General features: G+C 38.3%; 14 protein-coding genes and 1 other annotated feature. All 14 genes read left to right on the plus strand.

Features of this window, described 5'->3' with window-relative positions; genetic code table 11:
• Nucleotides 1–83: 83 nt before the first annotated feature.
• Entirely contained in the window at nucleotides 84–1,844 is a 1,761-nt protein-coding gene (locus tag ACVBAX_RS00580; RefSeq protein ID WP_447115501.1) for a peptide-binding protein, read from the plus strand.
• An 80-nt stretch (nucleotides 1,845–1,924) separates the two neighbouring features.
• Entirely contained in the window at nucleotides 1,925–2,890 is a 966-nt protein-coding gene (locus ACVBAX_RS00585) for an ABC transporter permease (RefSeq protein ID WP_447115502.1), read from the plus strand.
• Nucleotides 2,891–2,900: 10 nt separating this feature from the next.
• Nucleotides 2,901–3,818, plus strand: a complete 918-nt coding sequence (gene opp4C / locus ACVBAX_RS00590) for an oligopeptide ABC transporter permease (RefSeq protein ID WP_447115503.1) — start codon at nucleotides 2,901–2,903, stop codon at nucleotides 3,816–3,818.
• A gap of 344 nt (nucleotides 3,819–4,162) precedes the next feature.
• Complete coding sequence (ilvE, locus tag ACVBAX_RS00595) at nucleotides 4,163–5,068, plus strand: branched-chain-amino-acid transaminase (RefSeq protein ID WP_447115504.1); 906 nt, start codon at nucleotides 4,163–4,165, stop codon at nucleotides 5,066–5,068.
• Between the two features lie 8 nt (nucleotides 5,069–5,076).
• Nucleotides 5,077–5,322, plus strand: a binding site (T-box leader).
• A gap of 98 nt (nucleotides 5,323–5,420) precedes the next feature.
• The gene (gene ilvB, locus ACVBAX_RS00600; RefSeq protein WP_430774707.1) at nucleotides 5,421–7,136 is read left to right on the plus strand and encodes an acetolactate synthase large subunit; all 1,716 of its coding nucleotides are present in this window, start codon (nucleotides 5,421–5,423) and stop codon (nucleotides 7,134–7,136) included.
• Nucleotides 7,133–7,651 carry an acetolactate synthase small subunit gene (ilvN, locus tag ACVBAX_RS00605; protein WP_119709303.1) on the plus strand — a complete coding sequence of 173 codons (519 nt, stop codon included), beginning with the start codon at nucleotides 7,133–7,135 and terminating at the stop codon, nucleotides 7,649–7,651. The genes ilvB and ilvN overlap by 4 nt, the downstream gene beginning before the upstream one ends.
• A gap of 37 nt (nucleotides 7,652–7,688) precedes the next feature.
• Nucleotides 7,689–8,711: a ketol-acid reductoisomerase gene (gene ilvC / locus ACVBAX_RS00610; protein ID WP_430774708.1), complete on the plus strand. Its 1,023-nt coding sequence runs from the start codon at nucleotides 7,689–7,691 to the stop codon at nucleotides 8,709–8,711.
• On the plus strand, nucleotides 8,698–10,221 hold the full coding sequence (locus ACVBAX_RS00615) for a 2-isopropylmalate synthase (RefSeq protein WP_447115505.1): 1,524 nt from the start codon (nucleotides 8,698–8,700) through the stop codon (nucleotides 10,219–10,221). Before ilvC ends, ACVBAX_RS00615 begins: the two co-directional genes overlap by 14 nt.
• A 31-nt stretch (nucleotides 10,222–10,252) precedes the next feature.
• Nucleotides 10,253–11,365 (plus strand): 3-isopropylmalate dehydrogenase, encoded by a 1,113-nt coding sequence (gene leuB, locus ACVBAX_RS00620; protein WP_430774710.1) that lies wholly within the window; start codon nucleotides 10,253–10,255, stop codon nucleotides 11,363–11,365.
• Between the two features lie 73 nt (nucleotides 11,366–11,438).
• Nucleotides 11,439–12,851 carry a 3-isopropylmalate dehydratase large subunit gene (leuC, locus tag ACVBAX_RS00625; RefSeq protein WP_447115506.1) on the plus strand — a complete coding sequence of 471 codons (1,413 nt, stop codon included), beginning with the start codon at nucleotides 11,439–11,441 and terminating at the stop codon, nucleotides 12,849–12,851.
• A 16-nt stretch (nucleotides 12,852–12,867) separates the two neighbouring features.
• Nucleotides 12,868–13,458: a 3-isopropylmalate dehydratase small subunit gene (gene leuD / locus ACVBAX_RS00630; RefSeq protein ID WP_430774712.1), complete on the plus strand. Its 591-nt coding sequence runs from the start codon at nucleotides 12,868–12,870 to the stop codon at nucleotides 13,456–13,458.
• 97 nt (nucleotides 13,459–13,555) lie between these two features.
• Nucleotides 13,556–14,596: a tetratricopeptide repeat protein gene (locus ACVBAX_RS00635; protein ID WP_447115507.1), complete on the plus strand. Its 1,041-nt coding sequence runs from the start codon at nucleotides 13,556–13,558 to the stop codon at nucleotides 14,594–14,596.
• 135 nt (nucleotides 14,597–14,731) lie between these two features.
• On the plus strand, nucleotides 14,732–16,015 hold the full coding sequence (gene tig, locus ACVBAX_RS00640; protein ID WP_430774714.1) for a trigger factor: 1,284 nt from the start codon (nucleotides 14,732–14,734) through the stop codon (nucleotides 16,013–16,015).
• A 376-nt stretch (nucleotides 16,016–16,391) separates the two neighbouring features.
• Complete coding sequence (gene clpX, locus ACVBAX_RS00645) at nucleotides 16,392–17,657, plus strand: ATP-dependent protease ATP-binding subunit ClpX (protein ID WP_447115508.1); 1,266 nt, start codon at nucleotides 16,392–16,394, stop codon at nucleotides 17,655–17,657.
• Nucleotides 17,658–17,780: the final 123 nt, after the last annotated feature.

Here is a 17,780-nt window from a genome sequence, read left to right on the forward strand (position 1 = left end):
TTATGCACTTAAGGAGGTGGTGTGCGCAATTCAACTGGTTGATTTAGACAGAAATGTTAATAATTATAAGAGGGGTGAATGGAATGAAGGCAAAGAAAAGTTGGTTGGTCATGCTAATGCTTGCACTAGTTTTTGGTGTACTTGCAGCATGCTCAGGAAACAACGAACCTGCTTCATCAGAAAATGAAGGATCGAATGAAAAGGACCCGGTAAGTGGAGGTACAGTAGTTGGGGCAATGGATACGGCTCCTACAGGGTTATTTAATCCTATTTTTTACACAGAGGCCTATGAATCTAATATTTTATCATTTACTCACGAAGGGTTACTTACCCAGGATAAGAACCTTGATTTTATTCCGAACTTAGCGAAAGAGTGGACATTCAATGATGATCAAACAGAAGTAACATTTAAGTTAGATGAAAATGCAAAATGGCATGATGGGGAACCGTTTACTGCTAGTGACGTTGTATTTACTTATAAAACGATTGCGAGCCCAGGTTATATAGAAGCGGGCGGAGTTCGTACGCAATATGTTGAAAGATTGGTAGGTTATGAGGAATTTTCAACAGGAAAAACAACGGATTTCCAAGGGGTTGTTGCTGTTGATGATCATACAGTTACGTTTAAATTTGCTCAACCAAACGTGTTGGCACTATCAGATGCTAGCTTTATGATTATTCCAGAACATATTTTCAAAGATATTCCTGTTGCGGAAATACCGGAAGCGGGTGCTTCACGTAATCCTGGTGAAGTGATTGGTACTGGGCCATTCCAATTTAGTGAAATGGTACAAGGAGAGCAATATGTACTTAAGAAATTTGCCGATTATTGGCAGGGAGAGCCTAAGCTTGATAGCGTCATCTGGAAGGTAGTTGACCAAGCTGTTATCTTAGGTTTACTTGAAAACGGTGAAATTGATTTTGTTGCCGATCCAAACGGATTCCAAGCTGCAGACTATGAAACGGTTGATGCGCTTGAAAATGTTGAAATTATTGAGCAACCTGACTTTGGATACCAGACAATGGGGTTGATGCATAATCATCGTTCTAAGGAAGAATCAGAAGCTGGCACAATTAATCCAGCCAACTGGACAGTGAACGAAAAGCTTAAAGACCAAAAAGTTCGTCAAGCGATTGCCTATGCAATTAACCGTCAAGGTTTAGTAGATGGCTTATTGTATGGACGCGGAATTGTTCAAAATTCACCAATTGCTACACAATTCTGGGCTTATGACGATACAACACCAAATCAATATGAGTTTGACCCTGAAAAGGCAAAAGCCCTATTAGATGAAGCTGGTTATAAGGATGTAAACGGAGATGGTTTCCGCGAGGATCCAAACGGCAAGGAATGGGTACTTAACCTGAACTATCCACTAGGTAACCAAATTCGTGAGCGTTCAGCTCCGATTATTGAAGAGTTCCTAGAAGAGGTGGGGATTAGCATCGACCTTCGCCAGCCGAAGGAAGCGGCAGCCTACTTTGAAGATTTAGAAAAGAACAGCCAAGACTGGGATTTATACTTAATTGGTTGGAGCTTGGATAGTACAGATCCAGATCCAAGTGGATTATGGTCATCTATGGCAGGTTACAACTATTCTCGCTGGAATAATCCTGAAGCAGATCAATTGCTAAAGGATGCATTCACTCCTCCAGATGCATTTGAACAAGATTATCGTAAACAAAAGTATAGTGAGTGGCAAGTTGAGTTCGGTGAAGATCTTCCTAGCGTGATCCTATATGCTGCAAATAGCTTATGGGCTCATAACAAACGACTTCAAGGAATCGATGTACTTCCATACACGTTCTTAAACGATACTCATCTCTGGTCCGTAACGGAATAACAATTGTTGAATAGAGAAAAGAGTGATCGGTAATCATGCCGCGCTCTTTTCTTATTCTGTAAGAATGGAGGGGGATACCAGTGTATAAGTATATAATTCGAAGATTACTAATTTTTATCCCTATGCTCTTTGTACTAACTATCTTCGTGTTTGGTCTAATACAAGCTGCTCCAGGTGACCCGATTACCGGGAAAAATTTCGATCCCAATATTGATCCAGAAGTTTTCGAAAGGCAAAAGGAGGCCCTTGGACTTAATGACCCCATTCACGTCCAATATTGGAATTGGGTAACAAAAGTTATGCAAGGGGACTTCGGGGAATCATATATTTTTAAAGGCCGGGACGTTTCTGATTTGATTGGAGAAAGAATTGGAAATACATTTTATTTAGGTATTTTCACGCTTCTTATTACGATTATTGTATCCATTCCGATCGGGATATACTCAGCCAAAAAGCCTTACTCTATCCTTGATTATGGTGCTACAACATTTGGATTTTTTGGCTTAGCTGTACCCAATTTCTTTTTTGGATTAGTTGCCATTTACGTATTTTCTATTAAACTTGGCTGGTTACCTTCACAAGGTTCTGTTTCAAGTCCAGGATTAACAGGCATAGAACTATTTCTTGATAAGCTACAACATTTAATCTTACCAGGATTAACACTAGGGTTAGCAGGGACAGCCTCTTACATGAGATTTATGCGTTCGGAAGTGCTAGATGTGTTAGCCAGCGACTATATTCGTACTGCTCGTGCTAAAGGGATGACTAATCGAAATGTATTGTACAAACATACTTTGCGTAATGCAATGATTCCGATTATTACTTTACTAGGTTTTGAAGTTGGGATCCTACTTAGCGGTGCAGTTATCACTGAAGGAGTATTTCAATATCCTGGAATTGGAACATTGTTCTTAAGTTCTATTGGAAATCGAGATTATCCTGTCATCATGGCCATTAATCTAATGTTAGGATTTTTCATTCTCCTCGGGAATTTATTAGCTGATATTTTCTACAGTATTGTTGACCCACGAATCCGCTACGATTGAGGTGAGTAAAATGGAACTAAAACAGCAGGAAGCGATGGATACAAAAATAGAGGTCCCTGTTAAACCAGATAAAGGAAATAGTCCTTTTCAAATCGCATTAAAACGATTCTTGAAAAATAAGCTTGCTGTTATGGGAGTCTTTGTGTTATTAGCGATCATTTTAGCTGTCACCTTTGCTCCATTGTTAACAGAGCACAGTCCTACCAAGTCAAATCTCTTATTAATTGAACGGCCCCCAAGTGAGGAGCATCCACTAGGAAACGATAGTTCAGGACGTGATAATCTATCGAGACTCCTGTATGGAGGGAGAATTTCACTTATTGTTGGTTTTAGTGCAATGATATTTACACTCATTATTGGAGTAACACTTGGTTCTATTGCTGGGTATTATGGTGGTAAGATTGATGCAATTATTATGCGTGCAGCTGATATGATGCTAGTATTACCTTTCCTCGTTCTTTGTTTAACGATTGTAGCCATATTGGAAAGAGTGAACGTTGGAATATTTGTAGCAATTATTGCCATCACTTCATGGCCAAACTTAACTAGAATTATTAGAGGTACATATTTATCGCTTCGAGAACAGGAATTTGTTTTGGGGGCTAAAGCGATTGGGGCAAGTGATTTTAGAATAATATTTAAGCATTTTATTCCGAATGCAATTGGTCCAATCGTGGTTAATGCGACATTAATGATGGCCACGTATATTATTATTGAATCGGGTCTTAGCTTTATTGGATTTGGAATTCCTCAGCCTACGCCAACTTGGGGAAATATGATTTCTGAGGCCCAAAGTTTACGTATTTTACGAAACAGTCCGGAAGCATGGATACCGCCAGGGCTAGCAATCTTAACGACTGTTTTATGTATTAACTTTATAGGAGATGGTTTAAGAGACGCGTTTGATCCTAAAAGTAATAGAAGATAAATAAAGAGCCTACTGAATCATTCAGTAGGCTTCTTTCATTTTTTACTAGAGATGGAAAAAGAAATATGAAGTATTTTTTAAAAATTTTTTAAAATTAGAAATTGTTATTATATCAGCATTGTAAGCGGATACAACTAAATTGACTAATCTAAATTATCAAACAATTCGAAAAAATGGGGTTGACGAGTAAATAAAATGGGCGTAAGATAGTCCTCAAATATACAAATCATTTGTAATATTCAAAAGAAAAACAAAGGGTAAAAAGAGTTGTTTTTCGAAAAAAATTTTTGTAATTATTTTATTCATTTAAAGTGGTTTAACTTAAATGCAAAGAGGTGTATTTCGTGTCTGAACAATGGATTTTTTTAAATGGCGAATATGTAACTAAAGAGAACGCCAAGATTTCAGTATACGATCATGGATTTTTATACGGAGACGGTATTTTTGAAGGAATTCGAGTCTACAGCGGTAACGTTTTCCGAATGAAGGAACATATGGACCGACTTTACCGTTCAGCAAAGTCAATTATGTTGAATGTACCATACTCACAGGATGAATTCACAGATATTATCGTTGCTACTGTTGAGAAAAATAAAATTGAAGATGCTTATATTCGCGTCGTAGTTTCTAGAGGGGTTGGTGACCTCGGACTCGATCCAAATAAATGTGCTAAAGCGAATGTGGTTGTTATAGTGGAACCACTTTCGATCTTCCCGAAAGAATTATATGAAACAGGATTAGAAATTGTGACTGTTGCAACAAGAAGAAACAGACCTGATGTACTTAGTCCAAAAGTAAAATCACTAAATTATTTAAATAACGTGTTAGTTAGAATTGAAGCACATCTTGCTGGTGTTAGTGAAGCATTAATGCTTAATGACCAAGGGTATGTTGCTGAAGGATCTGCTGATAATGTGTTTATTATCCGGGATGGTTGTTTTTACACACCACCAGGATATATTGGGGCACTTGAAGGGATTACAAGAAACGCCGTTATTGATATTGTAAAAGAGTTAGGCTATGAACTAAAAGAAGAACCATTTACAAGACATGATGTTTACACTGCTGATGAAGTGTTCCTAACAGGAACAGCTGCAGAAGTCATTGCAGTAATTAAGGTAGATGGCAGAGTCATTGGCGAGGGTACTCCAGGTGCACTTACGAAGGAGTTATTAGTGAAATTTAGAGAACGCGTCGTATCTGAAGGTGTGAAAGTGTACTCTAAGGAAGCAACACCACATGTAAGCTAAGTAAATAGGGAAAAGCGTTGATAAGGAAAAGTAGTTTCAAGAAACATTCCTACAGAGAGCCGGGGTAGCTGGAAGCCGGTGGAAATGACTTGAAATGAACTCACCTTTGAGCACTGTCTTGAAAATCTATAGTAAAGGCAGTCGAGTGTCAGACACTCGTTATCAAAACGATCCAATTGTGATCATGAGCGCACGCATTTGCGTGAACAAGGGTGGTACCGTGGATAGGTTTCTCAAGCCTTTCCATCCCTTTAGCCTAGGGTGTAGTAGGCAAAGTAGGGGATGGGGAGGCTTTTTATAATGTTAATTTGTTAGATTATCTAACAAGATTTGAAATAGGGAGGGTCAACAAATGTTGCAAGAAACTGCCTTTACAAAATTGAAGGCTGAAAACGAACCGATTAGTGGTGCAGAATTAATGCTTGAAGCACTAAAGAAGGAGCAAGTAGAGGTAATATTTGGATATCCTGGAGGGGCAGTTCTCCCAATTTACGATAAGCTCTATGATTCTAAGATTCTACACATACTCCCTCGCCATGAACAAGGTGGAATTCATGCAGCAGAAGGTTATTCTCGTGTAACAGGAAAACCGGGTGTTGTAATCGCGACATCAGGACCAGGAGCTACGAACATTATTACTGGATTAGCTGATGCGATGATGGACTCCTTACCATTAGTTGTCTTTACTGGTCAAGTAGCAACAGGAGTGATTGGTACAGATGCTTTCCAAGAGGCGGATATATTGGGAATTACGACTCCCATAACAAAATATAATTATCAGGTCCGTAGTATTGAAGATATTCCTAGAATTGTGAAAGAAGCATTCTACGTTGCTACAAGCGGACGTCCAGGGCCAGTATTAATCGATATTCCTAAAGATATCGCAGCTGGTATAGCAAATGTTCCTGAGGAGCAAGAAATTGTTCTACCAGGTTATCAACCTACTGTTCAACCAAATTATCTTCAGATTAGAAAGCTAACCGAAGCGGTCAGTAGAGCGAAGAAGCCCGTTATTTTAGCGGGTGCAGGAATTCTCTTTGCAGAAGGTTACGAAGAGTTGAAGCAATACGCTGAGCAACAAAATCTTCCAGTCGTACACACACTGTTAGGACTAGGAGGCTTTCCGGCTGAACATCCTTTATTCGCTGGACTCGCAGGTATGCATGGGTGTTATACCGCGAATATGGCACTATATGAATGTGATTTACTCATCAATATTGGAGCTAGATTTGATGACCGCCTAACAGGAAACCTGCAACATTTTGCTCCAAACGCAACAGTTGCACATATCGATATTGATCCTGCTGAAATCGGAAAAAATGTTCAGACACATATCCCGGTTGTAGCGGATGCAAAAGAAGCGTTAAAGCAACTAATTGCTCAAGAAGGGAAGCCTCCGGTTCACCAAGAATGGTTGGACACGCTAAATACTTGGAAAAAAGAGTACCCATACTTTTATAAGGAAGATGGTCGCTTAAAGCCACAAAAAGTGATGGAAATGCTTTATGAAAAAACAAAAGGTGAAGCGATTGTCGTAACAGACGTTGGTCAACACCAAATGTGGGCTGCTCAATACTATAAGTTTTCAAAGGCGAACCGTTGGGTAACTTCAGGTGGACTTGGAACAATGGGCTTTGGATTACCTGCAAGCATCGGTGCGCAATTGGCATCACCAGATTCGATTGTGTTATCAATCTCAGGTGATGGTGGATTCCAAATGTGTACGCAAGAATTGGCTGTTATAAGAGAACAAAATCTACCTGTTAAAATTATCATTCTTAATAATTCTTCGTTGGGAATGGTAAGACAGTGGCAAGAGATTTTCTATGAATCTCGTTACTCACACAGCAAATTCTCTGGCCAACCTGATTTCGTAAAGTTGGCTGATGCCTATGGAATCAAAGGGTATGTCATTGAAGATGTGGCACAAGCTGAAACAATTTTTAATGAAGTACTAACAAACAATGAGCCAGTATTACTAGACATTCGCATTGATCCAGACGAAAATGTCTATCCAATGATCGCTCCTGGTAAAGGACATCATGAAATGGTAGGTGTGAAACCGTGAAAAGAATTATAACTTTAACTGTAATGAATCGACCAGGTGTGTTAAATCGTATTACAAATCTCTTTTCAAAAAGAAATTATAATATCGAAAGCATTTCGGTAGGGTATTCTGAGCAGGAAGGAATATCTCGCATCACTTGTGTTGTTCATGTTGATAATGATGGTGTGCTTGAACAAATAACGAAACAGTTAAATAAGCAAATCGACGTAATCAAGGTCATGGATATCACAGAGCAATCTATTGTCGCAAGAGAGCTAGCATTAATTAAAGTAGTATCTAACTCTTCGACGAGAAATGAGATTTACTCCTTAATACAGCCGTTTCGAGCATCAGTCATTGACGTAAGCAAGGATAGCTTGGTTATTCAGTTGACTGGTGAATCAGATAAAGTCGAAGCGTTTATTGAATTAATTAAGCCTTATGGAATTAAAGAATTAGCAAGAACAGGGACAACCGCTTTCCTAAGAGGGACACAAAAACCTTCTCAAGCGATAAAACCATATTCAATTGTCTAACTAAAAAAAAACTTACTAATGAGAGGAAGAAATAAAAATGGCAAAAATGTACTATAACGGAGACGCAAATCAATCATATCTAAACGGGAAAAAGGTAGCAGTTATCGGATACGGTTCACAAGGTCATGCTCATGCACAAAATATGAGAGAGAGCGGTGTGGATGTTGTTATTGGATTAAGACAAGGTAAGTCATGGGAAAAGGCTGAAAAAGATGGTTTCAATGTATATCCAGTAGGAGAAGCAACAGCACAAGCAGATGTAGTTATGATTCTATTACCAGATGAAATGCAACCAAAAGTATATAAAGAAGAAATCGAACCAAATTTAACAAACCAAGCATTAATGTTTGCTCACGGTTTCAATGTTCACTTTAGCCAAATCGTACCACCAGCTACAAACGATGTACTATTAGTAGCTCCTAAAGGCCCAGGACACCTTGTAAGAAGAACATACGAGCAAGAAGCTGGAGTTCCTGCATTATTTGCTATCTATCAAGATGTAACAGGGAAAGCGACAGAGCTTGCTTTAGCATATGCATGGGCGATTGGATCACTAAGAGCTGGAGCTTTGGAAACAACATTCAAAGAAGAAACTGAAACAGATCTATTCGGAGAACAAGCGGTTCTTTGTGGAGGCTTAACTTCATTAGTTAAGGCTGGTTTTGAAACATTAGTTGAAGCAGGTTACCAACCTGAACTAGCATACTTTGAGTGCTTACACGAATTGAAGCTAATCGTTGATTTAATGTATGAAGGTGGAATGGAGAACATGCGTTATTCTATCTCTGATACAGCTCAATGGGGTGACTTCGTAAGTGGACCAAGAGTAGTTGACGCTCGCGTAAAAGAATCAATGAAGGAAGTTCTAAAAGACATTCAAGAAGGTAGATTTGCTAAAGGTTGGATCCTAGAAAACCAAGCGAATCGTCCAGAATTCAACGCAATCGTTCAGAAAGAAAATAGCCATTTAATCGAACAAGTTGGTCGCGAGTTACGTGCTATGATGCCTTTTGTCAATAAGGACAAAAAGAAAGAAGTGGTCGTTAGTGCGACGAATTAAAATATTTGATACAACATTAAGGGATGGGGAGCAATCTGCGGGAGTAAATTTAAACCAAACAGAAAAGCTCGAAATTGCAAGACAGCTGGAAAAACTTCAAGTCGATATTATCGAAGCAGGTTTTCCAGCTGCTTCTAAAGGTGATTTTACTTCAGTGCAACAAATTGCAAATACGATTAAAGACTGTTCAGTGACGGGGTTAGCTAGAGCAGTTACTTCAGATATTGATGCAGCATGGGAGGCATTGAAGAACGGTGTAGAACCAAGATTACACGTCTTCATTGCAACATCTCCTATTCACAGACAATACAAACTGAAGTTAAGTCAAGATGAAGTTGTTGAGAGAGCTGTACAAATGGTAAAATACGCTGCACAGAAGTTTCCTATTATTCAGTGGTCAGCGGAGGATGCTTGTCGTACTGAGTTACCTTTCTTAGCTCGAATCATTGAAGAAGTGATTCAAGCAGGGGCGAATGTCATTAACATTCCTGACACGGTTGGTTACATTACTCCGAAAGAGTATGGAGAAATTTTTCAATATTTACACAACAATGTTCCTTCTATCCATAAAGTTTCGTTGTCGGCACATTGTCATGATGATCTAGGAATGGCTATTGCTAATTCCTTGGCTGCAGTTGAAAACGGTGCGACACAGGTCGAAGGAACCATCAATGGAATTGGTGAAAGAGCTGGGAATGCAGCACTTGAAGAATTAGCGGTAGCTCTTCATATACGCAAAGATTTTTATGATGCGGATACAAGACTACAATTGAAAGAAATTAGTCGTACTAGTAGTTTAATTAGTAAGCTTACCGGTATGGTTGTACCAGCAAATAAAGCAGTTGTTGGTAGAAATGCTTTTGCGCATGAATCTGGAATTCATCAGGATGGCGTTCTAAAGGAAAAGTCAACGTATGAGATTATTTCTCCAGAACTTGTTGGCTTCCAATCTAACACATTAGTTCTTGGAAAACACTCAGGGAGACATGCTTTTAGAAACCGATTAGATGAACTAGGGTTATCAGTTGCAGATGAGGATGTCACTCAATTATTTACTGTCTTTAAAGAACTAGCTGATAGAAAAAAAGAGATGACAGATGAAGATCTTGCAGCGATTGTACTTGAGCAAAAGTTATCTAAAGATGAGCGTTTTTACGAGCTATTAGCGATCCAAGTGCAATATGGTACAAATCAAATACCAACAGCTACCGTTACGCTGTCAGGAAATCAAAATGAGGTCATTCAAGAGGCTTGCACGGGAAGTGGCAGCATTGAAGCGTTATATAATACGTTGGAAAAATGTGTGAATGGCAGTGTCTATTTACTAGACTACCGAATCCAGTCTGTTGGAGCGGGGAGAGATGCATTGGCCCAAGTGTATGTAAAGCTTAAATTTAATGGAGAAGAAACAAGCGGTCGTGGATTGGCTCAAGATGTTCTTGAAGCATCTGCCAATGCATACTTAAATGCGGTGAATCGTGTGATATACATGACTGCAGTGACCGTTTAATAAATGTACATTTCAATGGAGGGGAAACAAGATGAAGAAGCAGATTGCAGTGCTACCCGGAGACGGAATTGGCAAAGAAGTAACTAAAGGTGCGGTGGATGTACTGCAGGCTATTGGTGATAGATTTGGTCATCAATTTGAATTTACGTATGGACATATTGGTGGAGTAGCTTATGAAGTAACAGGGAGTCCACTTCCAGATGAGACAGTTGAGCTATGTAAGCAAAGTGATGCTGTACTTTTAGGTGCGGTCGGAGGTCCAAAGTACGATGCTTTGCCTGTACATCTCCGTCCAGAGAGAGGATTACTTAAAATTCGTAAAGAACTTGACCTTTATGCGAACTTGCGCCCGACTACTTTTTACGCGAGTCTAGCTGATTCATCACCCCTTCGTAAAGAAATCATTCAAGATGTGGATATGTTAATGGTGCGTGAATTAACGGGTGGATTATACTTCGGTAAGCCGAGTGAGCGTCGTACAGTTGATGAAAAAGAAGCAGTAGTAGATACTCTTTTTTATAAACGTGAAGAAATGGTTAGGGTAATTGAATTAGCTTTCCAACTTGCGGATAAACGAGGGAAAAAGGTTACATCTGTTGATAAAGCAAATGTACTAGAATCAAGCAGAATGTGGAGAGAAGTAGCAGAGGAAGTGTCAAAACGCTATCCAGAGGTGAAGCTTGATCACATGCTTGTTGATAATGCAGCGATGCAATTAATTAAGAATCCAAAGAGTTTTGATGTTGTTGTTACTGAGAATTTATTTGGGGACATTTTAAGCGATGAAGCTTCTGTATTAACGGGATCTTTAGGAATGCTTCCATCAGCTAGTTTATCTGAAAATGGTCCTTACTTATATGAACCAATTCATGGATCTGCGCCTGATATTGAAGGGAAAAATATTGCGAATCCTTTAGCGGCTATTTTATCAGCAGCAATGATGCTTCGAGTATCGTTTGGCTTAGAAGAAGAAGCTGCGGCTATTGAAAATGCGGTGGATGAAGTATTAAATGCTGGATTGCGTACAAAGGATATTTTTTCAGAAGGAAAAAGAGCAGTGTCTACGTCAGAAATGGTGGCTGAAGTTAAGGCATGTATTTTAGGACATGAAACGATCTCAAGTATTATGGGTGCCTACGCATAAATTCTGGCTAACAACTAATATCTAAACGACACGGCCTTTCGCGCCGTGTCTCTTTTAAAAAGGAGGTAAAATGATGGGAAAATCAATAATTGAAAAGATTTGGGATTACCATGTTGTACAAAAAGAAGAAGGGAAACCAGATTTACTATACATTGATTTACATTTAGTTCATGAAGTTACTTCTCCACAAGCATTTTCAGGACTAAGAATGAAGAATAGAAAGGTTCGTCGTCCGGATCGAACGTTTGCTACGATGGATCACAATGTGCCAACTGTAAATAGAAAGCAAATCAACGATGCGGTGGCAAAGAATCAAATGACGACACTTGAAAAAAATTGTCATGAGTTTGGTGTTCCATTAGCTGATTTAGATAGCCCGGACCAAGGGATTGTCCATGTTATCGGTCCAGAACTAGGGTTGACTCAGCCAGGGATGACAATTGTGTGTGGAGATAGTCATACCTCCACACATGGAGCGTTTGGTGCATTAGCATTCGGAATTGGTACAAGCGAGGTGGAGCATGTCCTTGCCACACAAACTCTTTGGCAATCCAAGCCGAAAACTTTAAGGCTTGAGATTAACGGGAAACTTTCAAGTGGAGTTACAGCGAAAGATGTTATTCTTTATGTCCTTTCAAAATATGGAGTTCAGTTTGGAACAGGATACGTTATTGAGTATTGTGGAGAAGTAATTGAAAGCCTATCAATGGAAGAAAGAATGACCGTTTGTAATATGTCCATTGAGGGTGGAGCTAGAGCGGGGTTGGTAGCTCCAGATGAAACGACATTCTCGTATTTAAAAGGTAGAAAATTTGCTCCTTCAAAAGAAGAGTTTGATAGATACGTAGAGCATTGGAGTGCTTTTACATCTGATAAGGATGCAAAGTATGATCGAGAAATTGTAATAGATGGTTCCGATATTTCACCAATGGTTAGCTGGGGGACCAATCCAGCAATGACAGCTAAGATAGAAGACTCTATTCCAACAGTTGCAGATTACGAGACAGACATTGAGAAGAGCTCACTTGAAAGAGCATTACAGTATATGGGCCTAAATCAAGGGCAAAAAATCGAAGACATTAAAATTCAGCATGTCTTTATTGGGTCTTGTACAAATTCGAGAATTGAAGATATCCGTAAAGCAGCGGACGTAGTAAAAGGACAGAAAGTACATCCAAGTGTACGCGCACTAGTGGTTCCTGGATCTCAAGGAGTCAAGCAACGAGCTGAGGAGGAAGGTTTACATCAAATCTTTATTGAGGCTGGGTTTGAGTGGAGAGAATCAGGTTGTAGTATGTGCTTGAGTATGAACGATGATGTTGTTCCTCCTGGAGAACACTGTGCTTCTACTTCTAACCGTAATTTTGAAGGTAGACAAGGAGCAGGAGCTCGAACTCACCTAGTTAGTCCAGCAATGGCTGCAGCAGCTGCGTTACACGGGCATTTTGTTGATATCAGAAAATTAACTCCTGCAGAAGTACGATAAGGGGGGAGGAAAAATAATGTTTACTATTTTTGAAGGCGAAGCCGTAGCACTAGATCGTGCACATGTAGATACAGATCAAATTATCCCAAAGCAATTTTTAAAAAGAATTGAGAAAACAGGATTTGGAAAATATTTATTTTTCGACTGGAGATATAACAGTGATGGCTCCGATAATCCTGAGTTTGAATTAAATCACCCGTCAAAGAAAAATGCTTCCATTCTAATTGCGAATGAGAACTTTGGATGTGGGTCATCAAGAGAGCATGCTCCATGGGCCCTACTAGATTATGGCTTTAAAGTAGTTATTGCACCATCATTTGCAGATATCTTCCACCAAAACTGCCTGAAAAACGGGATGCTTCCTATTGCATTAGAGGAAGAAAAAGTGAAGGTGTTATTAGAAAAAGGGAAAAACCCGAACTATAAATTAAAAATTGATTTAGAAAACCAAACAATAAGTGATGCTGAAGGTCTTTCAGAGTCTTTCGAGGTTTCTTCTTATTGGAAAAAGATGCTAATCAATGGCTGGGATGAGATTGAAATTACCCTTCAACTTGACGAGCAAATTGATACCTACGAAAAGAACCGAGCATTGTTAACAAAGTAAATAAATGGCCACAGCACTAGCTGTGGCCATTTATTATTTTGTTTTTATAAAAGATTCTGCTAAACTTACCTCAGGTTAAGAATAAGGGGAATGGTAGATGAAAAAAAGGGAACGGGCTCGTAAGGACGGAAACGTAGTGTTTTTCCCCAATTTAGAAAAGAGGCTTTTCGAAAAAGGGTTAGACTTTATTCAAAAAAAGCAATTTAGAGATGCATTACCTTATTTTGAAGAAGCAAAAGAACATGATCCGGAAAACAGTGATATTTGGTTTGCTTTAGTTCTGGCTTATTATGAGTCCGGTGCGTATGAGAAAGCAAGAGAATATACAGAAGAAATGCTTAGGATAGGAATTGGAGAGTATTTTCAAACGGTTGATATGCTTATAATGGTTCTTGTTCAGCTACAAGAATACAATCGTGTCGTACATACTTTAGAGGTGCTATTGGAGGAACATGAAGTTCCAGTTGAGAAATACGAACATTTTAGAAGACTGCTGGATTTTAGTAGAAGAATGGTTGATGCAGTAGAGGAAGAACTGTCGATAGAACCTGAATATGAAAAGGAACAAAGGCAAGTAGTTTCCCAATCGTTAAACTTATTCGACCCTAAGGATGAGAAGGAACTATTGTTACAAGTCGCAAATCTTGCTCATCAAAATATTCAACCGGTTTTAGAGGAAATACGTAACTACCTACTGTCTAGTGAAGGCCAACCGTTTATTAAAACAATGCTCTTACATGTTCTTAAAGAACATCAATACCATGAGCAAGTAACGGTAACTAAGCTAAGCTCCTCAATGGAGGTAATCCCTAAGGATCTTTACGATTTGAGGGAGCATCAACAAAAAATAGAGGTCTCAAAGATTTTAGCGGAACAACTTGAACAAGAGAATCCCACGTTACTAGAACAAGCCATTAGTTTAATAGACCGTCATCTTTTTATATTGTACCCATTTCAATACCCTACGAGTGATATGAGAGCACTTGCTGCTGCTTATCATATGCTAGTTTTAATGTTTTTTGCACAGGACTATTCGATTGAGGAAATGTGTGATGTTTATCAATCATCTGAACAGGATATTGAAACTTTATTACGATATATACAAGAAATTGAAGAATTTTCTTATCCTATTATTTAGTCTAGGATGTTGAAACGAATGCAACCTATGTTATAATGTAGTGGTTGTAATAACTGTATATTAAAAACAAGCTTACATATTCATCTAAATTAGTAACGAATGAAAATGTAAATAGATTTTGGAGGGAAAGTTCGTATGTCTGTGAAGTTTGAAAAACTAGAAGGGAACCAAGGGGTTCTTACAGTTGAAGTAGATGCAGCAAAGGTTAATGAAGGATTAGACGCTGCATTCAAAAAAGTAGTAACAAAAGTAAATGTACCTGGTTTCCGTAAAGGGAAAATGCCTCGTGCAATGTTTGAAAAGCGTTTTGGTGTGGAGTCATTATATCAAGATGCAATTGATATTCTTCTTCCAGAAGCATATTCAAACGCAGTTGAAGAATCTGGTATTGATCCAGTTGATCGTCCTGAAATCGATGTAGAACAAATCGAAAAAGGCAAAAGCTTTATCTTTAAGGCAACTGTTACAGTTAAGCCTGAAGTAAAACTTGGTGAGTACAAAGGACTTGAAGTAGAAAAAGTTGAAACTGAAGTTACTGACGAGGATGTTGCTAACGAGTTGAAAACTCTTCAAGAGCGTCAAGCTGAGCTTGTAGTAAAAGAAGAAGGCAAAGCTGAAAATGGAGATACAGTAGTAATGGACTTTGAAGGTTTCGTTGATGGTGAAGCTTTTGAAGGCGGAAAAGCTGAGAACTACTCACTTGAGTTAGGTTCAGGCCAATTTATTCCTGGTTTCGAAGAGCAATTGGTAGGTCTAGCTGCTGGAGAAGAAAAAGATGTAGAAGTTTCTTTCCCAGAAGAATACCATGCTACTGAGCTTGCTGGAAAGCCTGCAGTATTTAAAGTGACAATCCATGAAGTAAAAGGAAAAGAACTTCCTGAGCTTGATGATGAGTTCGCAAAAGATGTGGATGAAGAAGTTGAAACACTTGATGCGTTAAAAGAAAAGATTAAGAATCGTTTAGTAGATTCTAAAAAGCATGAAGCAGAGCACCACGTACGTGATACAGTTGTTGATAAAGCAGCTGCAAATGCTGAAATTGACATTCCTGCTGTAATGATCGATACAGAAGTTGATCGCATGATGCAAGAGTTCGAACAACGTTTACAAATGCAAGGTATGAACCTTGAATTATACTTCCAGTTCTCAGGCCAAGATGAAAATGCTCTTCGTGAGCAAATGAAAGAAGAAGGCGAAAAGCGTGTACGTGTAAGCCTAACTCTTGAGAAAATCGCGGCAGCAGAAAATCTTGAAGTTTCTGAAGAAGATGTAGATGCAGAATTAAATAAAATGGCTGAAATGTATAATATGACTGTTGATAACATTAAAGCTGCTTTAGGAAATGTAGATGGAATTAAGGGTGACCTTAAAGTTAGAAAAGCTGTTGAATTCTTAGTAGAAAACAGCAAAACGGTTTAAATCATATCATAAAAAATGAACAAGGCGCGATTGAATCGTGCCTTGTTTTATACAATTTACATACTTATAAAATTTATTAGCATGACATATACATAATAAATACAGAAAATGAAGTTTTTAAAGATTTAGTAAAAACTTCCGATTTAACTTTAGAATTTATGGTTAAGATTAACTAGTACATATTTATTTACTTTTGCAGATATGAAAATGTTTTCTTTTTCAAGAGTTATCATTTCCTGTCCACCTAGTAAATGTGATACAATGCAATACATAACTATTGATAACAATTGAATAAAGAATACTGTAAGTAAAGATAAAAACAATTATATCTGCAGCAATTTTATGTGTTTTAGACGCTTTTCAAGGGGTGAAGAAATTGTTTAAATTTAATGATGAAAAAGGACAATTAAAGTGTTCCTTCTGTGGTAAAACACAAGACCAAGTTCGAAAACTAGTTGCAGGTCCAGGTGTGTATATATGTGACGAGTGTATCGAGTTATGTACTGAAATTGTGGAAGAAGAACTTGGAACAGAAGAGGAAGTAGAATTTAAGGATGTTCCGAAGCCAAAGGAAATCCGCGATATTTTAGATGAGTATGTAATCGGTCAGGATCAAGCAAAGAAAAACTTATCGGTCGCTGTTTACAATCATTACAAGCGTATCAATTCTAACAGCAAAATAGATGAAGTTGAGCTTTCGAAAAGTAATATAGCTATGATCGGACCTACTGGTAGTGGGAAAACGCTTCTTGCCCAGACATTAGCAAGAATATTAAATGTTCCTTTTGCTATTGCTGATGCAACATCACTTACTGAAGCTGGCTACGTAGGTGAAGATGTTGAAAATATCCTGCTAAAACTTATTCAAGCAGCTGACTATGATGTTGAAAAGGCTGAAAAAGGAATTATCTATATTGATGAAATCGATAAAATTGCTCGTAAATCTGAAAATCCATCAATTACTAGAGATGTTTCTGGTGAAGGAGTTCAGCAAGCTCTACTAAAAATCCTTGAAGGAACAGTGGCAAGTGTGCCACCTCAAGGCGGCAGAAAGCATCCGCATCAAGAGTTCATACAAATTGATACTACTAACATTTTATTTATTTGTGGTGGAGCATTTGATGGTATCGAACCAATTATTAAAAGACGTTTGGGTCAAAAGGTAATCGGGTTTGGATCAGATGTGAAGAAGAAAGAAGTAGAAGATAAAGATCTTCTTTCTAAGGTATTACCAGAGGATCTTTTACGCTTCGGATTAATTCCTGAATTTATTGGTCGTCTTCCAGTTATCGCAAGTCTAGCGCCATTAGATGAAGATGCATTAATTGAGATTTTAACAAAGCCAAAAAATGCTCTTGTGAAACAATATCAAAAGATGCTTGAACTAGACGATGTAGAGCTAGATTTCGAAGAGGATGCTCTTAAGGAAATCGCGAAAAAAGCTATTGAACGTAAAACGGGTGCTCGTGGACTTCGTTCTATCATTGAAGGAATTATGCTTGACGTAATGTTTGATCTTCCTTCAAGAGAAGATATTACCAAGTGTGTCATTACGAAAGAAACCGTAGTTGATAATGGTGTACCAAGATTAATCCTTAAAGATGGTAGTATTCTTGAAGAAGAACGTAAAACATCTGCATAAAATATATTAGAACCGTAGCTAATGACTACGGTTCTTTTTTTGCTCTCAAAAGTAAAATACGTCAATCTTTGTTTATTCCCCTCTGCAGAAGGAGATACTAGCTTATAACTACTACGAAAAGTG

It is taken from the genome of Robertmurraya sp. GLU-23 (assembly GCF_052983275.1).

Excerpts from the sequence above, each read along its gene's own strand:
- ACVBAX_RS00635 (WP_447115507.1), top strand. The coding sequence starts at position 13,556 with ATGAAAAAAAGGGAACGGGCTCGTAAGGACGGAAACGTAGTGTTTTTC.
- ilvB (WP_430774707.1), top strand. The coding sequence starts at position 5,421 with ATGTTGCAAGAAACTGCCTTTACAAAATTGAAGGCTGAAAACGAACCG.
- ACVBAX_RS00580 (WP_447115501.1), top strand. The coding sequence starts at position 84 with ATGAAGGCAAAGAAAAGTTGGTTGGTCATGCTAATGCTTGCACTAGTT.
- ilvC (WP_430774708.1), top strand. The coding sequence starts at position 7,689 with ATGGCAAAAATGTACTATAACGGAGACGCAAATCAATCATATCTAAAC.
- opp4C (WP_447115503.1), top strand. The coding sequence starts at position 2,901 with ATGGAACTAAAACAGCAGGAAGCGATGGATACAAAAATAGAGGTCCCT.
- leuC (WP_447115506.1), top strand. The coding sequence starts at position 11,439 with ATGGGAAAATCAATAATTGAAAAGATTTGGGATTACCATGTTGTACAA.
- tig (WP_430774714.1), top strand. The coding sequence starts at position 14,732 with ATGTCTGTGAAGTTTGAAAAACTAGAAGGGAACCAAGGGGTTCTTACA.
- leuB (WP_430774710.1), top strand. The coding sequence starts at position 10,253 with ATGAAGAAGCAGATTGCAGTGCTACCCGGAGACGGAATTGGCAAAGAA.
- leuD (WP_430774712.1), top strand. The coding sequence starts at position 12,868 with ATGTTTACTATTTTTGAAGGCGAAGCCGTAGCACTAGATCGTGCACAT.